General features: G+C 53.1%; 17 protein-coding genes and 1 pseudogene. 12 read left to right on the top strand and 6 right to left on the bottom strand.

All coding sequences use genetic code 11. From position 1 onward, the window contains the following. The first annotated feature begins 42 nt into the window (after positions 1-42). The 5 genes and pseudogenes from KO499_RS18790 to KO499_RS19770 all read left to right on the top strand — a co-directional run. Positions 43-1023 carry a DUF1852 domain-containing protein gene (locus tag KO499_RS18790; protein WP_215985269.1) on the top strand — a complete coding sequence of 327 codons (981 nt, stop codon included), beginning with the start codon at positions 43-45 and terminating at the stop codon, positions 1021-1023. Between the two features lie 33 nt (positions 1024-1056). Next, the gene (locus tag KO499_RS18785; RefSeq protein WP_215985268.1) at positions 1057-2082 is read left to right on the top strand and encodes a methionine synthase; all 1026 of its coding nucleotides are present in this window, start codon (positions 1057-1059) and stop codon (positions 2080-2082) included. Further along, positions 2079-2651, top strand: a complete 573-nt coding sequence (locus KO499_RS19775) for a bile acid:sodium symporter (RefSeq protein ID WP_416240398.1) — start codon at positions 2079-2081, stop codon at positions 2649-2651. The genes KO499_RS18785 and KO499_RS19775 overlap by 4 nt, the downstream gene beginning before the upstream one ends. 393 nt (positions 2652-3044) lie before the next feature. Then, the gene (locus KO499_RS18775) at positions 3045-3437 is read left to right on the top strand and encodes a globin (RefSeq protein WP_215985267.1); all 393 of its coding nucleotides are present in this window, start codon (positions 3045-3047) and stop codon (positions 3435-3437) included. A gap of 18 nt (positions 3438-3455) precedes the next feature. Next, positions 3456-4232 (top strand): annotated as a pseudogene (locus KO499_RS19770) (serine hydrolase); the annotation flags it as partial. A 118-nt stretch (positions 4233-4350) separates the two neighbouring features. On the opposite strand, the gene KO499_RS18760 reads toward KO499_RS19770, so the two are convergent. Then, positions 4351-5073: an SDR family oxidoreductase gene (locus KO499_RS18760; RefSeq protein ID WP_215985266.1), complete on the bottom strand. Its 723-nt coding sequence runs from the start codon at positions 5071-5073 to the stop codon at positions 4351-4353. 236 nt (positions 5074-5309) lie between these two features. Between KO499_RS18760 and KO499_RS18755 the strand changes: the two genes are divergently transcribed. From KO499_RS18755 to KO499_RS18745, 3 genes are all read left to right on the top strand, one after another. Continuing rightward, positions 5310-6254 (top strand): AraC family transcriptional regulator, encoded by a 945-nt coding sequence (locus tag KO499_RS18755; RefSeq protein WP_215985265.1) that lies wholly within the window; start codon positions 5310-5312, stop codon positions 6252-6254. 848 nt (positions 6255-7102) lie between these two features. Next, complete coding sequence (locus KO499_RS18750; RefSeq protein ID WP_215985264.1) at positions 7103-7786, top strand: hypothetical protein; 684 nt, start codon at positions 7103-7105, stop codon at positions 7784-7786. A 72-nt stretch (positions 7787-7858) separates the two neighbouring features. Further along, on the top strand, positions 7859-8419 hold the full coding sequence (locus KO499_RS18745) for a hypothetical protein (RefSeq protein WP_215985263.1): 561 nt from the start codon (positions 7859-7861) through the stop codon (positions 8417-8419). 327 nt (positions 8420-8746) lie between these two features. Here the strand turns inward: KO499_RS18745 and KO499_RS18740 are convergent, their stop codons facing one another. Beyond that, positions 8747-9634 (bottom strand): LysR family transcriptional regulator, encoded by an 888-nt coding sequence (locus KO499_RS18740; RefSeq protein ID WP_215985262.1) that lies wholly within the window; start codon positions 9632-9634, stop codon positions 8747-8749. A gap of 140 nt (positions 9635-9774) precedes the next feature. Here KO499_RS18740 and KO499_RS18735 point away from each other — a divergent pair, with 140 nt between their 5' ends. The 4 genes from KO499_RS18735 (at position 9775) to KO499_RS18720 (ending at position 12184) form a co-directional block, all read left to right on the top strand. Next, a complete protein-coding gene (locus tag KO499_RS18735; RefSeq protein ID WP_215985261.1) occupies positions 9775-10296 on the top strand; it encodes a cytochrome b in 522 nt (173 codons plus the stop codon). A 24-nt stretch (positions 10297-10320) separates the two neighbouring features. Beyond that, positions 10321-11073 (top strand): siderophore-interacting protein, encoded by a 753-nt coding sequence (locus KO499_RS18730; protein ID WP_215985260.1) that lies wholly within the window; start codon positions 10321-10323, stop codon positions 11071-11073. Positions 11074-11183: 110 nt separating this feature from the next. Next, complete coding sequence (locus KO499_RS18725) at positions 11184-11930, top strand: DODA-type extradiol aromatic ring-opening family dioxygenase (RefSeq protein ID WP_215985259.1); 747 nt, start codon at positions 11184-11186, stop codon at positions 11928-11930. Positions 11931-11977: 47 nt separating this feature from the next. Beyond that, on the top strand, positions 11978-12184 hold the full coding sequence (locus KO499_RS18720; RefSeq protein ID WP_266100650.1) for an SDR family NAD(P)-dependent oxidoreductase: 207 nt from the start codon (positions 11978-11980) through the stop codon (positions 12182-12184). A gap of 283 nt (positions 12185-12467) precedes the next feature. Here KO499_RS18720 and KO499_RS18715 read toward each other — a convergent pair whose 3' ends face one another. From KO499_RS18715 to KO499_RS18700, 4 genes are all read right to left on the bottom strand, one after another. After that, positions 12468-13628, bottom strand: a complete 1161-nt coding sequence (locus KO499_RS18715) for an alpha-hydroxy acid oxidase (RefSeq protein ID WP_215985258.1) — start codon at positions 13626-13628, stop codon at positions 12468-12470. A 104-nt stretch (positions 13629-13732) separates the two neighbouring features. After that, positions 13733-14983, bottom strand: a complete 1251-nt coding sequence (locus KO499_RS18710) for a flavin-containing monooxygenase (RefSeq protein WP_215985257.1) — start codon at positions 14981-14983, stop codon at positions 13733-13735. A 277-nt stretch (positions 14984-15260) separates the two neighbouring features. Then, positions 15261-16412 carry an acetylornithine deacetylase gene (gene argE, locus KO499_RS18705; RefSeq protein ID WP_215985256.1) on the bottom strand — a complete coding sequence of 384 codons (1152 nt, stop codon included), beginning with the start codon at positions 16410-16412 and terminating at the stop codon, positions 15261-15263. Continuing rightward, positions 16413-17087 (bottom strand): DUF1028 domain-containing protein, encoded by a 675-nt coding sequence (locus KO499_RS18700; RefSeq protein ID WP_215985255.1) that lies wholly within the window; start codon positions 17085-17087, stop codon positions 16413-16415. Positions 17088-17094: the final 7 nt, after the last annotated feature.

The raw sequence follows: 17094 nt of genomic DNA, 5'->3' as shown, positions 1-17094 counted from the left end.
ATTCAACGTCATTTACTCAGTTAATCCGTTTCGAGAATAGTCATGAACACAGATTTTACTTATAGCCTCAAGAGCATCCGTTTCGATGAGCACTATGTCCCGTCGGCCAGTACCCGCCTGACGACTAATTTTGCCAACCTGGCACGTGGAGAGAGCCGGCAGAAAAACCTGCGCAGAACGCTGAAGATGATCGACAACCGTTTCAACGACCTGGCGCATTGGGACAACCCCACCGGTGATCGCTACGCCGTTGAGCTGGAGATCATCTCCGTCGAGCTGGATATTGGTGTACGGACCGACGCGGCATTTCCCTTTTTCGAGATCCTGAAGACCCACATCGTCGATAAGAAGTTGAACCGGCGTATCGACGGCATCGTGGGCAACAACTTCTCGTCGTATGTGCGTGATTACGACTTCAGCGTCGTGCTGCCCGAGCACAACGCCGACCGGGCCGAGTTCAGCCTCCCCGACAACTTTGGCGTCCTGCATGGCACGCTTTTCAAGCACTTCGTTAACTCCAGCGTCTACCAGGAACGCTTCAGCAAGCTTCCAGTCATTTGTCTGAGCGTGTCGACCAGCAAAACCTACCGGCGCACGGCCAATCATCACCCCATCCTGGGCGTGGAGTACCAGCAAAACGAGCTGTCCTTGACCGATCAATACTTCGCGAAAATGGGGATGCAGGTTCGCTTCTTCATGCCGCCCAAGAGCGTGGCCCCCTTGGCCTTTTACTTCTTTGGCGACCTGCTGAGCGACTACACGGATCTCGAGCTGATCGGTACCATCAGCACGATGGAAGCTTTCCAGCGCATCTACCGTCCCGAGATCTACAACGCCAACTCCGTGGCAGGGCAGGTTTATCACCCAAGCCTTAATCGTGACGATTGCTCGTTGACGCAGATCGTCTATGACCGGGCGGAGCGCAGCCAGTTGGCCGTCAAGCAGGGCAAATTTACGCAAGAGCAGTTCATCAAGCCGCACCAGCGCATCCTTGAGCAATGGGCCGCCGAAGCCGCGCATTGATCTGACCACTATTTACCTTGTAAGGAATCCTACATGTTTGAAACTTCCATCGTCGGCAGCCTGCCCAAGCCCGCCTGGCTGGCTGAAACCAACAAGCTCTGGCCAAAATGGGCGGCTGAAGGCGACGCACTCATCCAGGCCAAGGCCGACGCGACCCTCTTGTGGATCAAGGCCCAGGAAGACGCCGGTCTGGACATCGTGTGCGACGGCGAACAATCTCGGCAGCACTTCGTGCACGGTTTTCTGGAGCAGGTCGAGGGCATCGACTTCGACAATAAGGTGAAGATGGGCATCCGCGACAACCGCTACGACGCGATGGTGCCGCAGGTGGTATCAAAGCTACGCATGAAGGGCCGCGTGCACGCCTTCGAGGCGCAACTGGCGCGCGCCCACACGAAGAAGAAACTCAAGTTCACCCTGCCGGGCCCGATGACCATCGTCGACACGGTGGCTGACCGCTTCTACGGGGACAAGGTCAAGCTGGCCTTTGCTTTTGCCGAGTTGCTCAACCAGGAGGCGCTGGCGCTGCAGGCCGATGGCGTGGACGTCATCCAGTTCGACGAGCCCGCCTTCAACGTCTACATGAAGGATGCCGCAGACTGGGGTGTGAAGGCGCTCGAGCGCGCGGCGCAGGGCCTGACCTGCAAGACTGCGGTGCACATCTGCTACGGCTACGGGATCAAGGCCAACACCGACTGGAAGAGCACCTTAGGCGAAGAATGGCGTCAGTACGAACTGGTGTTTCCCGCGCTGGCCAAGAGCCGCATCGACCAGGTGAGCCTGGAGTGCATGCATTCGCATGTGCCGCTTGAGCTACTCAAGTTGCTGGAGGGCAAGGACGTTCTGGTCGGCGTGATCGATGTGGCTAGTGATGTGGTCGAGACGCCCGCGGAAGTGGCTGACGCCATCGGCCAGGCCTTGCAGTTCGTGCCCAAAGAGCGGCTGTTTCCCTGCACGAACTGCGGCATGGCGCCCATGCCGCGTGAGGTGGCGGAGCGCAAGCTGCAAGCCCTGGCCGAAGGCACGAAGCTGGCCAAGGAGCGCTTGACATCGAGGTGAGCGCGGGCCGCAAGCACCAGGGCGGCACAGCCGACTGGTTCCTGATCGGCATGGGCCTGAGCACCGACAACTTCAAGCATGGGGCATCGCGCTGGAAGCTGCACCTAATGGTGCAGCTCAGCACCTTTGCGCTCTTCCGCTGTGGTGGCTGTTGCTCAATGCGCTGGTGGAGCCAGCATGGCCTTAGCCTGATGGTGATGACGGCCGTGGGCGTGTGCCTGTTCTTGTTCCCCTTCCTGTGGCTGACCAAGAGCATCGCCAAGGCCCTGAACTTTCCGGTCGAGGACGAGATCGTGGCCGTGTTCTGCGGCTCCAAGAAAACGCTGGCCTCGGGTGTGCCCATGGCCAAGCTGCTATTTGCAGGCAACCCCGCCATGGGCGTGCTGGTGCTGCCCATCATGTTCTATCACCAGCTTCAGCTGTTCGTGTGCGCGGTGATGGCCAAGCGCTACGCGGAGCTCCGGTCGATGGTCACTCTCGGGTTTCGATCAGGCTTCTCCAGTCGTAAACAAAAGCGAACGTTCAGATCTCTCGCGTTTTGGTCTATTTTCAGCCTTCGAGACGTCTGATGTGATCGTCGCTCGATTATGAAAAATCGGCATCTGGTGGTAGACGAACTTAAAGCAGGAAACTCAAACTGGTTCTAGCGCCCAGTCCCATATGCGCAACAAGTGGTCCATGGACTCTCTTAGAGTCTTCAAGTGCTGATCTGTATGGGGCAGAGGACGGAAGAATGGGCTCGGAAGTATTGCGATTAATGTGTGGCACGTACAGAAGACTCAACAATCACAAACACCAAGTGAAGTATGGCGGGCACCGATGAGAGTGTTCGAGACGGGTGTATAGCCTAAAAAAGGCTTTTAAATAGAAATCCGTTACAAACTCTGACGGAAAAGACTCTTTTGAATGGGTATATTGACGCTGATGTTTTTGGAACTCTGCCTCAGGGATAAAATCGCTCCATGAATAGTACAGACCTTGTATTTCAGAGCTACGGACGCTGTTGTCGTAATGACGCCTTTTTCATCGATTTCTATGATTATTTCATGTCCAGCTCGGAGGTAATCAAAAATCGTTTTATTGATACTGACATGGCGGCGCAAAGGCACTTGCTTCGTAACGGAATCATGCAACTGATCCTCCATGCCAGAGGCATGTCAGACCGCAAGTTACGTGCTCTTGGCGAGAGTCACAACAGGAATCATTACGACATCAAGCCGGAATGGTACGAGCGCTGGCTGAGCTCTCTGCTTAAAACCGTTCGCAAACACGACCCTGAGCATACGCAAGCGCTTGAAAGCGCCTGGGTTGAGGTCCTGACACCCGGTATTCAGTTGATCAAGGGCGCTTATTGAGCTTCACAGCTCCCTGAGCATCAATCTGGCTACCTATACAGGGGGAGGCCTACGTTGTTCGTGCCCGAGGACATCACCAATCATGCTTCTCTCATGAATTGGTATCGAGAGTGGCAACCAACCGAGGCCATTGGAGAAAGCCGAACCTATTCGAACCTCAGCATCGGTCTTCTGGGACTTGCCACAGCCGCACGTTTTGATGACGACTTTATAGCAGTGATGCATTCCGAAGTTTTCTCGCCTTTGGGAATGTCCCAAACCTGGTATGAAGTACCTGACGCTCAAACAGACCACTATGCAATGGGCGAAGATAGAGAGGGTAAGTCGGCACGTGTTTCGCCTGGCATGCTCGATGATCAGGCCTAGGGCATCAAAACCACCGCAAATGATTTAGCAAAGTTTGTTCAGGCTAATCTCGGACTTCTAAAGCTAGACGAAACGCTTCAAGCGGCAATCTATTCCACCCAAAGAGGGCACTACCACGTTGGTGAAATGACCCAAGGATTGGTCTGGGAACAATACCCGCTACCAGTGAAGCTCCAAACGCTGCTTTCCGGTAATGGCTACGACATGATTCTGGAACCGAATGTCGCTGAGGCTATCGTGCCTCCTATGGAGCCCAGAGACGATGTTTGGGTCAATAAGACTGGCTCGACTAACGGGTTCGGCGCATATATCGCAATGGTTCCCGGTAAGCAGGTCGGAATAGTGATGCTGGCGAACAAGAATTATCCTAACGAAGCGCGAGTGGAGTCTGCTTTTCGCATTATGGTCAGTCTTGGTGTGATTGAGTGAATAATCGAAAGAGAATAGCGTGATGATCTGGCAATACGGGCGGCACAGAACCTCGATCCGTTAGATTGTGTGCCGCCCAAAGACCACTAATAACTCAACATTTCCTGAATGTTGAAGTTCATGCCGGACTTGCGGTCGGTCGAACGACAATATCGCTGGTGTCTACGTCGGCAGGCTGGTCGATGACGTGGGAAATGGCCTTAGCGATTGCGTCGGCTTTCAGAGCGATTTCGCGGAAACCCCTCATCGCTTCGGCAGTGCCGATATGAGTAATGGTATTGGCCAATTCCGATTCGACTACGCCAGGGTAAACACAGGTAACACGGAGGTTGTTGTGTTCCTGCCGTAAGCCGTCAGAAATGGCCCGCACTGCATATTTGGTTGCACAATAGACCGCGGCAGTTGGCACAACGTAGAGCCCCCCTATCGAGGATATGTTGATAACCTGACCGCTGTGCTGAGCCTGCATGGTAGGTAGTACGGCTGCGATCCCGTGAAGCACGCCGCGGATGTTGACGTCGATCATGCGGTCCCATTCGTCAACCTTGAGCGAAGCCAGCGGTGAGAGCGGCATGACGCCAGCATTGTTGATGATAACGTCGATGCGACCATAAAGCGTCAGCGCCGCATCGGCGAAGGCTTGGAGATCTTCGCGCCGTGTAACATCCAGCGCACGATACTCCACGTTGCCGCCCTCAGAGCGCAAATCATCGGCCAACGCCGCGAGCCGCTCAGTACGTCGAGCGCCAATAACCAGCCGATGACCTTGTTTTGATAGAAGTCTTGCTGTGGCCTCGCCAATACCACTGCTGGCGCCAGTTAGAAGAATAACTTTGCTCATAAAAGAATCTCCGTATGGGTGTTTTGCAGCGCGCCTGGTTCACGGACTGACTAACGATCAATGAGTTTTTCCAAGGGCGCCTTCTAAAATCATAGGGAGAGGGCGGAGATGTTGATATTCACGTTTCTCTGAAATTCTTGCCTGTTTCTATTGAGAGGATTGCTTTTAGAAAGGCTTTCGTGAACGATCGTTGCCTATACCTTTGCCGATTTGGCAGGACGACGGAGAATCTCAATATGCTAGGACAAACGAATTCGGCTGCGCAAGAACGGATGGTCGAATTGCTGTATTCGCTGGCACCTGGCGAGGGTTATACCCAGTCATTGCTCGAGGGCGTGCGTTTCATGCGGTCAAACCGTCCACTGAAGCTGACTCCAGTCCTCTATGAACCAAGCATCGTCATCGTATGCCAAGGGCGTAAACGAGGGTATCTGGGCAACGAAGTCTACGTTTACGACGCAATGCATTACCTCGTGCTGTCCGTGCCGCTGCCCTTTATCTCAGAGACGGAAGCCACCCCTGATGACCCTCTGTTGGCGGTTTCGATTCGACTCAACATGGCGACGGTGGCAGAACTGGTCAACATGGTGGCGCACGGGGAGACCCGTTCCAGCAACTCGCCCCAGTGTATGTTCTCAACACCTCTCAAGATGACTATGGCGAATGCAACTGGCAGGCTGCTTGAGACGCTTCGCTCTCCCGAGGAGGCACAGGTCTTGGCGCCCAGCATCGTGCGCGAGATCTGCTACAGGGTTTTGGTTGATGAACAGGGTGGGGCAGTACGAACGGCCTTGGCACAACAAGGCCAGTTCGGAAGAATCGCCAAAGCGCTAAACCGTATTCACGCCGATTTCGCAGAGCCTTTGGAGGTTAGTCGGCTGGCCAACGAAGTCGGTATGAGCACATCAGTATTTCATGTGCACTTCAAGGCGGTGACGCAAAGCAGCCCTCTGCAATACATCAAGTCCACCCGGTTGCATCATGCTCGCATGATGATGATACGGGATGGTTTGCCCGCAGCGGCCGCCGCCATGCGGGTGGGCTACGAAAGCCCTTCGCAGTTCAGCCGTGAGTTCAAGCGATTCTTCGGGCGTCCACCTGGAGAGGAGGTGCGTGAGATGAAGGCCTTGTTGACGCTGCTTCCGCCCGAACGGATTGAAGGCCTGGCCGTGCCGCATTGAGAAGCGCCCTGATACGCCAACCTTGTAAATATTTGCCTGGCGTATCTCCGACGACCTCTCGGAAGTTGGCAGCAAATAGACGTCCACATAAATTCCTTCATCAACAGAGAAAAAATTCAATAAGTTAACGACCTTTTTCAACGCAAAGTACTTAAAGCACTTGCTTCAAACTTCCTTGGGGCGACTGTAAGCAATTTTCGACGCAAAATACTTAAAATGGCGTATCAGCCCGTTCTGGTAGTGTTGCCCTGGACAGTTGAGGATTCGAACCTCAAGAAGCTTAATAATGGTTAATCAGCGGGAGAGTGGGGCAGCAGTTTCGCATTGTGTTTGGGTAGCTCGCGAATGAGCGGAGCTAAACAAAAGCGGACATTCAAGAATCACCCATTTCCGCCCCTTTTTTCCTCCAGCGCCTCTCTGATACCACGATTTCCAAAATTCAGAAACGTTCGATCGACCCGATTGCGGCCGGTGAATCTCGGTGGCGATACGGCCTGTCGCTATAGTGGGGGTATAATGAAAAACACTCAAAAGCGCGCCAAAAGTTCTGCGGTTTAGTGTGCACGTCTCTGCACACTTTTCACGAAGCATTACTGTAGGTATCTGTTTCGGCATGGGGAAATTCTGTCCCTCTGGATTTAAATTGCAAAAACGTGCACAAATATCCCGCGTGCACTCTTTTCACAAGATCAGGATCTCGAAAATCCTCTGGGATAGAAAAGTAATGCTCTGAAAAATCGCGCTTATTCGGGTTTTGAAGCAGTGTTGGACGGGGTGATGGTGTTGGGGTTTAATAAGAATGCAAACTCATAAGCTGTTATAAGCCTCTACTAAGTTGAGAGTTATCAATGAGTGATTATCAAGATTTATGTGAAAGGTACGGTAGAAGCCCGAACGATCCAGAGTTTATCGATGATTTAATTGATGATGTTTCGAGAGAGACTAGCCTCGATCAATATGACTACGAATGGTATGAAGAAAACGAGAATAAGAAACACTATCAATTGTTAATTGAGCAGCTTGATAGTGTTGATCTTATTCTAGAGTTAGAGCCTCCGGAAAAGGCAAAGTTTAGCTTCTTGGTCATGGTTCATGCCCATGTGGTTTCTACAATAGAAGCTTATTTGGCGGGTGTGTTTATTCATCAGGTTTGTAACTCTGAAGTGCTCACTAGAAAGCTAGTCGAAACAGATCCTGAATTCTCTAAACGAAAATTCACGTTGCGTGAAATATATCAAGAAAAAGATGCATTAAAAGTAACTGTGGCAAGCTACCTTAAAGGTTTGATATTTCATGATATTAAGAAAATAAAGCCTATGTATGAATCTGTTTTAGGTCATAAATTTTCAGATCTATCATGGTTGTTCAAAGCGGTGGAAACTCGCCACCATTGTGTGCATCGTGCAGGCTATGATAAAGACGGGAATAAAGTAGATATTTCTGCGGAATCCATCGTAAATTTACTAGAACATGTGACTAATCTAGCCAATGAAATCGATTCAACAATTGAAACGGTTGATTCTGGCTTATAACAATCGCGTCAATCAGGACGCTCGCAAGCTCCCGCCTATTACGCGGGCGTTATGCCTTGAGAGATCTGTCCAATGTTCAATGAATACGCAGATGATGAACACCAGAAGCAAGCCGAAGAATTCATAACGGAGCTTGGGCGGTTTGTACTGACTTTCGAACGCGTCTGTGACGCTATGCGCTACATCATTATGTTCATGCTGAGAGACCAAGGGCTATCAAACCAACGAATGGAGCAGGTGTTGGTTGGAGATAAGGCAGCGGCAGAACTCCAAATACTCTTGGGTGCGCTATTTTGTGAGCTCCCAAATCAAGACGCGAATGATAAAAAGGCTGTAAAGGTGCTCCTCAGTGATATCAAGAGCATGACGGAAATAAGGAATGTCCTATTGCATTGCTCCTGGAGCCTTGGCACCTCAGCCGCTGCTGACGACAAAGAGCTTCACGCAGCAACAGTGCGCTACAGAGCCAAGCAGAATTCTGGTGCAGGTACAGAAGTGCGTGGTTACACCGCTTCGTACGTGAGAGAACAATCGAAAGAATTGACTCGAATTCAGGTTTTGCTTGGCCGCCTGCAATACTGTGTCGATCAGTCCGGCTTCAAAGTTGCGACAGAATTCGGGAAATCACTTTGACTGGGCATAACCAGTGCAGGCACGGCGACGCCCACTACATTGCGCCTATGGCTCCATTCCGTGGGCGCGCATGCTGCAAGCGTTATCCCCGATTCTGAATGTTCGCTTTGCGACCAGGCCGGGCTCCTCGAACTCCTAAACAAAAGCGGACGTTCGAGTCAGGGCTTTGCTCCGAAGCCTTCAAGCCTGAGGCGGACCCAATCCGTTGGACAATAAGTTGGTTGAGGGTCGAGGAATCCTCGGATATATCGCCTCAAATTGAATGCTTATCTGTCCACGCTGGTAACTCCTTAATCGAAGTCGCAAACGCAGCGAGACTGTCTTAGTTCATTTTCTTTGAATTTCTGCAGAAAAAACCTCCACCAAATAATCAATCATTGCCCGGACTTTAAGGGGTAACCGCCGATCTGGTGAGAACAGCACGTATAGCCCGCCGGGCTCCAGAGGTGGGTGGTCCAGGCTCAGGGATATCAGTTCGCCGTTGGCCAAGGCATCTGCCACGATGAACTCGGGTTGATAAATAATGCCCTGGCCCCGAATGGCGGCCGCCATCAAGGCATCGCCATTGTCGGCTCTGAGGTTGCCCTTTACTGGAACCTCTATTTCGCCATGGTGACCAAACGCCCAGAAACCCTTGCTCTGGAACGGAGACAGGGTATAACTCAGGCAGTTGTGGCTGGATAAATCAGACACGCGTTGAGGTGCGCCGTGCTTGGCGAGGTAAGTTGGAGAGGCACAGACTTTCATGGGAGTATCTCCTAGGCGCCGCGCCCTGAGATCGCTGTCCGCCAGATAGCCCACGCGGAAAATCAGGTCCCAGCTACCATCAAGTAGATTCTGCCGCGAATCACTCAGTCCCAGCTCAACGTCCACCATCGGGTAGCGCTCGGTAAACCCGGGGATCAGTGGAGCAATGAACCGAAGCCCGAAGGAGAGCGGAACATTAACCCGCAAACGCCCCTTTGCTTCTTGCCGCTGGGCGGAGATGTCAGATTCCACTTCGTCCAGATCCTGAAGGATACGCTGGCATCCTTCCAGATATTCTCTCCCAGGATCGGTAAGGGACAGCCCTCTGGTTGTCCGATGGAGCAGCTTGACTCCAAATCTCGCTTCAAGGGCATCGACATGTTTGGTCGCCATAGCCGGAGATATTCCTAGCGTCCGTCCCGCAGCCGACAAACTGCCGCGAGAGGCCGCCTGGACAAAAACGCGCATACTGGTATACCGGTCCAATGTTTACTTCCTACTCTCAGTTAAAGCTCTGCTGTGATTATAGCCGGTTCTGAGACATTTAGGTGGGAGCTATAATTTTGCACCTTAAACGACTTACCACTTTTCCGGGACGAAAAAGATTGATGATTAAAGACAGCAAAACTCGATATGGAACCATTAGCAGATTTCTGCACTGGTCTATGGCGTTACTCGTGGTCTGGCAAGTTCTAAAGTTCGGGGATCGCTTTTCTGATGGCGAGCACTGGATCGGGCAAACGCTGGTTCCGTGGCACATATCGATCGGAACTTTGCTACTGGTGCTCATTGTCGTGCGCCTGTTCTGGGCGATTCGTCAGAGCGCTCGGAGACCTGAACCAAGCGCATCTATGGCAAGGCTGGTCAAGGCGGGCCATGGATTGTTGTATCTGGCCCTTTTGTTGATGCCTGTTACCGGCATGTTGGTGATGCTCGGTGGGGGCTATGGGGTGACAGCCTTTGGCATCGAAGTTTTTTCCAGAGGTGATGGACTGGACTGGGCAAAAGCCCTTGGCCGGTTGCACTCTCCATTGGCCTGGCTTCTTTCAGCGCTGATTGTAGGCCACGTTGTCATGGCACTGGGTCATCACTTTTTGAAGGGCGACGATACCCTGAAGCGCATGATGTGACCTGATCAATGAGGAGATAACGGTTTGGCTAAACCCCAGGCGAGAGAGCTTCAAGTAAAAAAGCGTTCGTGGGTGACGAAAAACATGCTCCGAATCACCCTCGGCGGCGATGGGCTGGAGGATTTTCCACAGGGGCAAGAGAGTGCCTATATCAAACTGCTGTTTCCTCAAGGCGGTGACGCTCGCCCCTTGATGCGTACCTACACTATCCGCTCTCAGCGTTCCGAGGAAATCGACGTCGATTTTGTTATGCATGAAGAGCATGGTCCGGCTTCGGCCTGGGCCAGTGAAGCTGAGCCCGGGGACAGGATTCTGGTGGCAGGCCCCGGCGCGCGGAAGCTGATCAGTCAGGACGGCGACTGGCTCCTATTGGCAGCTGACATGACGGCACTTCCGGCCCTCACCGTCAATCTGGAACAACTTCCCGACGATGCTCGTGGTTACGCGGTGATCGAAGTTCGAGAGAAGGCCGACATTCAGACTCTGAAGCATCCGCCTGGACTGGAAGTTCACTGGGTCATTAATCCAAAACCATGCCTTGAGGGCCGTCCTCTGTTGGAGAAAGTGCAGTCTTTGGCTGTTATGCCGGGCACACCTTCGGTATGGGCAGCCTGCGAATTCGGCTCTATGCGTGCCTTAAGGCAGTATTTTCGCCGGGTTTTTGATGTGCCGAAAGCCCAATTCTATGTGTCCAGCTATTGGAAGATCGGCCAGACGGAAGATGGTCATAAGAAAGCAAAACAAAGTGATAGCCAAGAATCTGCAGCTTCACGTTAATCCAATGCGTTATCAAGATTCAAAGAGGATAACCCGTGTCGGGATGTAAAAGTACCAAGAGCGTTCAACCCGTATTTTTTATCCCCCATGGAGCGGGCCCTTGCTTCTTTATGGACTGGAATCCCCTCGGCACTTGGCATGGCATGGAAAGTTTTCTTCGCAGCATAGAGACTTCTCTCCCGCAGCGGCCGACAGCGATTGTCCTGATTTCGGCTCACTGGCAGGCACCGAAGTTCAGCGTAACGGCAGCGGAGCAACCGGGCTTGATCTATGACTATTACGGGTTTCCGGAGCATACCTACCAGTTGAAATACGTTGCTAAAGGCTCGTCTGCATTGGCTCAGCGTGTAAGTGATCTACTGCATGATGCCGGCCTGGAGGCTCATCAGACGGCAGAGCGAGGATTTGACCACGGCATGTTTATTCCACTGAAGCTGATGTTTCCTAAGGGAGATATTCCTGTTATACAGCTTTCACTCAGGCATGGGCTGTCTCCGGCTGCGCACTTGGAGGCCGGCAAGGCGTTGTCCCCGCTCCGCGAAGAAAATGTGTTGATCATTGGTAGCGGAATGAGCTTCCACAACATGTCCGGGTACGGCGATGAACGGTCTACCGCAGCCTCTGAGCGGTTCGATGCCTGGTTGAAGGAAACGGTCAAGTTAGAAGCGGATAAGAAATTCCAGCGCTTGCAAGACTGGACGCTTGCTCCTCATGCATTGGAGTGTCATCCCAGCGGAGAGGAAGAGCATCTGATTCCGTTAATGGTTGTTGCTGGTGCCGCTAATGAAGCCCCTGGGATCCAAGTTTACTCAGAACGAGTTATGAAAACACAGCTCTCAGCCTTTCGGTTTGGGTGAAGCGAACTGTCATCGAGGCTCTACTTAACGTCACGAGGAATTGGATAATGCAAATTGAACTTTCAGGCAAGCGGGTGTTGGTCACGGGTTCCACGACTGGCATTGGTCTGGCAATTGCCTCTGGGCTAGCTGCATCCGGTGCTACGATTACAATTGTCGGACGTGATCAGGCCAAAATTGATAAGGCACTTGCTACGGTCGCCGAATCCAGCGGTCATGTGGAGGCCGCAGACGCTACCGGCTCGGGTCGATGATCACCCTCGACCCTCGGGGTTCGATCAGGCTCCTCCAGTCGTAAACAAAAGCAAACATAAGTAATCCCCTTTTAAAAATCTACGCTTCCATCGGAACGCGGACCTTTTTACGGCCCCACGAGAGGAACTCCACAGCCGTTTTATAATCGTCCTTGGATATGGGGCATAACCCCTTGATCTAATAGCGAATATTGAGCTTCACAGCTCCCCGAGCATCAATATGCTGCGACCGGGCACCAGTAACAAAGTTGCTCCAAAAATATAACAATCCGCACTGATACGCTTAAAAAGCCGATATCCGGTTGTCCTTGAAGAGAATGTTTCGATCAACTTCCCGGATGTCTGTTTTGCCGCAAAACGCCATCGACAAGTCGAGTTCGTTGTAGATGATATCCAGAGCCCTTGCGACACCCTTTTCGCCTTGTGCGCCCAGCCCATAAAGCATGGCCCGGCCAATAAAGGTGCCTTTGGCACCCAGTGCGGTTGCCTTGAGAACATCCTGGCCGGAGCGGATACCTCCGTCCAGGTGAACTTCCACTTGTCCGCCAACCGCATCAACAATAGCGGGTAATGCGGTGATAGAGGACGGTGCACCGTCCAGTTGTCGGCCTCCATGGTTGGAAACTACGATAGCATCGGCACCGGCTTCAACTGCCCGCCGGGCATCTTCGGGGTCGAGAATGCCCTTGACGATCAGCTTGCCGCCCCAGCGTTTTTTGATCCACTCCACATCCTGCCAGGACAGGGTGGGATCAAACTGCTCTTTGGTCCAGTCCACCAGTGAGGAGATACTGTCGACGCCTTTAGCATGCCCGAGGATATTACCAAACTGACGATTTTTTGTGCCCAGCATGCCGATACACCAGCGCGATTTAGTGGCGATGTTCAGGATGTTGCCCAGTGTGGGTTTTGGTGGCACGGAGAGTCCGTTCCTGATGTCCTTGTGCCGTTGCCCGAACACTTGTAAATCCATGGTAACCATCAGCGCAGAGCAGTGGGAACGGCGGGCACGCTCAATCAGGTCGGCGGTAAAGCTGCGATCCCGGGTGACGTATACCTGAAACCAGTAGGGGTGTAATCCCGTTGCTGCAGAGACTGCTTCGATGGAGCAGATGCTCATGGTCGAGAGGGTGAAGGGGATGCCAAAGGTCTTTGCTGCCCGTGCAGCCAGCATTTCGCCATCGGCATGCTGCATTCCGGTCAGGCCGGTTGGTGCAATGGCAACGGGCATGGCTACCGGTTGGCCAAGCATAGTGGTTTCGGTCGTGCGCCGGGTGATGTCGCAAGCCACGCGTTGCCTAAACCTGATGTGTTGAAAATCCGTCTCGTTGGCACGGTAAGTGGATTCGGTCCAGGAACCACCATCGACATAGTCGTAGAACATGCGTGGCACGCGCTTTTTCGCCAGCACTCGCAGGTCTTCTATACAGGTGATCTCAGCCATAGATTGGCGCTGCCTTTTGAAGCGTGGATAAGGACAAGCCGCTAAACCATGAGGATACAGCGGCTTGTGTTTGACGGGCTGGTGCAATCGTCTTTAGTGGGAGCTCAAGGTTTCTTGTAATTCATGTAACCGTTTTGAATGACGATGTGGTCAGCGATGTATTTTGCGTCATGCCAGACGCCGTAAATAAATGAGGAGGCGCGGTTGACCAAGTTCGGCAGGCCGAGAAAGTAGATGCCACTTTCGGCGCTGATACCACGTTTGTGGAATGGCTGACCGTTTTCATCGAACGCATTCACCTGCAGCCAGCTGTAATCAAACTCGAAGCCTGTTGCCCACAAAACGGTGGTGATACCAGCTTCTTCGGCGTCCAGACTAAGGATCGGCTGTTTGAGACAGTCCGGGTCTGGCAGCAGTTCCCAGGCTTCAGGTTCGGTGGGGAAGGACAGCCCGTTCTGTTCGATGTAGGCGTCGGCCTCACGCAGAACATCAAAATAAGCCTCGTCACCGTCGGCGATATTTTTAGTCAGACCCTCTCGGAATTCGAGCACGCCCTCGTTCCAGGATTTGGTGATTCCCACAAGATTGACACCCATATGAGCCAGTCGGCGGAAGTCCACGGTACGGCCACCCTCGTAGCCACTGACTGCAAACGCCACATGCTGTTTTTTCGGTGTGATCTTGACTTCATCCCACAGGCCCAGGGCTCCGAGCCACCAGACATAGTCACGGCCGCGGTAAGAGCGGGGCGGGCGGTAATGCTCACCGACCGAGAGGTAGACTTTCTTGCCTGATTGCCGCAACTCTTCAGCGATCTGAGTACCGGAGGCGCCGGCTCCCACGACCAATACAGCACCTTCGGGCAGTTGTCCCGGGTTTTTGTAGCTGGATGAGTGCAGCTGATGGATGCCGCTGCTCTCGGGAATGATGTCCGGATATCTGGGGCGCTGGAACGGGCCAGTGGCGGCCACCACATTGTCGGCTTCGAAGATGCCTTCTGAGGTGGTTACGGTGAAGCCGGGGCGGCCCTCATTGTGGACAACCTTTGTGACATTTACGCCGGTGCGAACAGGAGCGTTCAGCATTTTCGCATAGTCTTCAAAGTAATCCGCTACACGCTCTTTCGGGGGAAATGCCTCCGGATCCACTCCTTCAAATTTCAGGCCGGGAAAACGGTCATGCCAGGCGGGGCCATTAGCTACCAGTGAATCCCAACGCTCTGAGCGCCAGCGTTCCGCGATCCGGCTGCGCTCAAGTACCACGTGGGGAACGTCCATCTGGGACAGGTGTTCGCTCATAGCAATTCCCGCTTGTCCTGCACCGATCACTAAGGTGTTAACTTTTTCCACTGACATGTGAATATCCTAAAGGTGGTTGCTCCTGACCATTTGGCTGATGTGCTCTGTATCGCCAGCCGCTCGGAAAGGACTGGACAGTCAGAGTACATCTCGCATCGACAGGTAAAGTTTGAGCAAAGCCGCCGCCGTTGAACATCATGCAATTCGAAGCCAGAGCTTAGGAAAAAACAAACCGTGTTTTTCCAGTTTCCATGGCAGTCCGAAAGGTCGACAGCCTTAATGGCGCCGTTCATTTTGTCCGTTCAGCGGAGCGTGAATATTTGATTGGGACAGATCAGGCGCGCAGCAGTTTGGTCAGGCGTGCCAGCATCGCGTCACAGGCTTCAAGTTGTTCAATGGTGATGAATTCGTCTGGCTTATGCCCTTGATCCATACTTCCCGGGCCGCAGATTACCGTGGGGATGCCGATCGCATCATAGAGTCCACCCTCGGTACCGAAGGCAACGGTCGAGAACTCCTCGGATTCACAGACTTCGGCAATCAGGCTGGCCGCATCGCTTTCGGTACTGGTGACCAGTCCTGGATAGGATGACAGTTCCGAAAACTGAATATCGGTGCTGGCATTCACTGCATGCATTTTCGGCAACACCTGCTCACGGGCGTATTGCTCCAACTTTTGCGCAACCTCTTTGGGGTTTTGCGCAGGCAGAGCGCGTATCTCGAAGTCGAAACGACAACTGTCGGGGACGATGTTCAGTGCTTTACCTCCGTTGATGACTCCGGTTTGTACTGTAGTGAATGGCGGATCAAAGCGGGAATCGCACAGCTCTGGATTACGAAGTTCAGTGCCAATGCGTTTTAGCTCGCCGATGAGGTCGGCAGCATTCTCAATAGCATTGACGCCTTCGGGTGCGTAGGCCGAATGACAGGCCACACCATGGACGTCACAACGCATTGCCAGCTTGCCCTTGTGGCCGAGTACCGGTTTTAGTTCGGTGGGTTCGCCGATAATGCACAGTTTCGGTCGATGGGTGCGCTGCTCGAGTGTCGCCAGCATACTTCGGACCCCCAGACATCCCACCTCTTCGTCGTAGGATAAAGCGATATGTACGGGCACCTTGAGAGGACCTTCATCGAGCATCCTGGGGACGGTGGCAAGCACGCATGCAATATAGCTTTTCATGTCGGCTGTTCCACGACCGTAAAGCTTGCCCTCGTGTTCTCTGAGCCTGAAGGGTTCGAAAGACCAGTTTTGTCCATCTACCGGTACCACATCGGTGTGACCGGACAGCACGATTCCCGGTCGGTCGTCCGGCCCCAGCGTCGCAAACAGGTTTGCCTTGGTGCGCTCTTCGTTGAAGATCAGCTCGGAGGATACGCCGAGCTGATCAAGGTAGGCCTGGACAAACTCGATCAGTTTCAGATTGGACTCGCGGCTGGTTGTATCGAATGCGATAAGCTTCGACAAAATATCTTTGCTGTTCATTTATACCGCTCCTGGAACACCGTAGCCGGGAGCCTCGGTAGGATCCAGGGCACGAGTGATATAGTCTTGCATCTGCGGTTTGTAGTTTTCCCAGAGCTGGGCCAGCACATCAATCGGGTTTTTGTCTGCCCAATCCACACGCAGATTGACCACCGGCCATTCGACCTCGTCCACGATCATAATTGCGGCGGAGTGCACGGGACCGGCTTCGCCCCCGGCTGAAGCCGCCGCCTGCATGGCCGCGATCAAGCGGTCGGCCAGGTCACCTTCGCTGTTCTCAAAGGTTTCTACGAGCGTAGGGATGACGTTTTCGTTGGCCAGTATGTTGCCGGCACCAACGCATTGTGTTCCTTCAACGGCGGCGTGGCATCCCAGTGTTTCGCTGCCGCTGAAGTGAGCGGTATTACCTTGATGATCAAGTACCGTCACCTGTCGGTAAGCGCTGTAAGCATCTCCGGAAATAGCCTTGCTTAGAGCCTGTTCGGGGGACAGACCCTTTTGCAGTAATTGGAGCACATCCGTACCCAGCGACGGCAGAGTGATATTCTGTGTGGAAACGGCACCGACCCCGGTGCTGAGCCAGGGACACCGAGCACCCACGGCAATGCTGGATGAGCTGATAGCAATGCCGATTTGACCTGTCTGTGCGCATCGCCCGACGATTGAGAAAGTCATACCTGTC

It is taken from the genome of Marinobacter sp. F3R08 (assembly GCF_018860425.1).
Lineage (GTDB): Bacteria > Pseudomonadota > Gammaproteobacteria > Pseudomonadales > Oleiphilaceae > Marinobacter.
Note: the sequence above shows the minus strand (reverse complement) of the source record. Positions and strands in the feature narration are given on the sequence as shown.